The 1,367-nt window shown below is 62.8% G+C and carries 3 protein-coding genes; 1 reads left to right on the top strand and 2 read right to left on the bottom strand.

Translation table 11 applies throughout. The features are described 5' to 3' along the window. Positions 1-3: 3 nt before the first annotated feature. The gene (locus GGQ85_RS20740) at positions 4-237 is read right to left on the bottom strand and encodes a hypothetical protein (protein WP_309776092.1); all 234 of its coding nucleotides are present in this window, start codon (positions 235-237) and stop codon (positions 4-6) included. A gap of 17 nt (positions 238-254) precedes the next feature. Then, positions 255-527, bottom strand: coding sequence for a hypothetical protein (locus tag GGQ85_RS20735; RefSeq protein WP_309776091.1), 273 nt, complete (start codon positions 525-527; stop codon positions 255-257). Positions 528-868: 341 nt separating this feature from the next. Between GGQ85_RS20735 and GGQ85_RS20730 the strand changes: the two genes are divergently transcribed. Continuing rightward, positions 869-1,367, top strand: a 499-nt coding sequence (locus tag GGQ85_RS20730; protein WP_309776090.1) for a Na+/H+ antiporter NhaA, incomplete at its 3' end; no start/stop codon positions are given.

The following is a 1,367-nucleotide window of genomic DNA, read 5'->3' as shown; positions in this document are numbered from 1 at the left end:
TGGCTAAGCGGCAAACCCTTGCATATCCGCGGTCACCGGCAACGCTATCGTCGACGAAAGCTGCATGTACACATCTTCGATGTAGACGCCGCAGGTGCTGGTCGAGGTGATCGTAAACTGCTGGCCGACGAGAGGGAGCTGATTCTCGTCCACCACCGCGACGCGCGTCGTGTAGGTGTAGAATTCGCAGACGTCGTCGATCGACAGGGCCGGCAGCAGGACCGACGACTGCGCCATTGCGTGGTGACCGGATCCTACTGCAGCTTCACCACTTGCTGGCCGCTGGTGTGCGAATAGAGCACGCTGGCGCCGGTGCTCAGATCGAGCATCGTGGCCAACTGATCGACGCCGGTGACCAGCGGAATGGGGGCCGACCAGGCCGTCGGGTCCGACTGTGATCCCAGCGCGCAGCGCGAATAGAACACCACGCCCGCGTCCGTGCGTCCCCAGATACTCAGTTGATTGCCGGCCAGGTTGGCCCCCAGCAACACCACATCGACGATCGAGTCATCGGAGATGATCTGCATGCCCGAGGCGCCGCTCGCCTGACCAGCCGCCGGGAACAGGTAAATGCCGCTCGTCGCAGCGACATAGAGAGACGGCGGTGCTCGCGACTTTGATAGACTTAGGGAGGAGTGCTGGTAATGCGCTCGACGACTCTTTCAGCAGTGACTGATTCTCGAATTTCCACTGTGGTTGGGAGGCGCAGCTTGGCCCGATCAATAGCCCTTAGCCAAGACGTACATGGCGGCCAAAGCGGTTGCTTCCTCGGCATGGTCGAGTGTAAAAACGAGCAGGGTGTTCGCTGCATAGGGCAGCGGGACAGGTCGTGCGTTGGTCGGGCCGCCACGCTGAGCGCGCGTGACCAATGGATTTACAGACCTCCCCCCGCAACCTGCCGCGGGCCCAGTTTCTCGTTGAGCGGGCCCTTGCGACACTGGAGCGCTTCCTGCATGTCGAGGCGGTCAGCGGCATCGTGCTGCTGTTTGCAGCGGCTGTTGCGCTGATCTGGGCCAACTCCCCTCTCGCCCAAAGCTATCACGACCTGTGGCATCTGCCGCTCTCAATCGGGCTCGGCACTTTCGTCTATGCGCAGTCCCTGCATTTCTGGGTCAACGACGCGCTGATGACAGTCTTCTTCCTGGTTGTCGGCATGGAGATTCGGCGCGAGATCCATGAAGGGGCGCTGAGCAAACTCGACCAGGCGATCCTGCCGGTGGCCGCGGCGGCCGGAGGGGTCATCGTTCCAGCCCTGATCTATCTGGCGCTGAGCGCTGACATGGTGCGCGCGCACGGCTGGGCAGTGCCGACGGCAACCGACATCGCCTTCGCGGTGGGCGTGCTCGCCCTGCTGGGTCGCGCGATCC

The sequence above is a fragment of the Nitrobacter vulgaris genome, from assembly GCF_031453995.1.
Lineage (GTDB): Bacteria > Pseudomonadota > Alphaproteobacteria > Rhizobiales > Xanthobacteraceae > Nitrobacter > Nitrobacter vulgaris.
The sequence above is the reverse complement of the archived record's forward strand: the minus strand, read 5'-3'. Positions and strand labels throughout refer to the sequence as shown.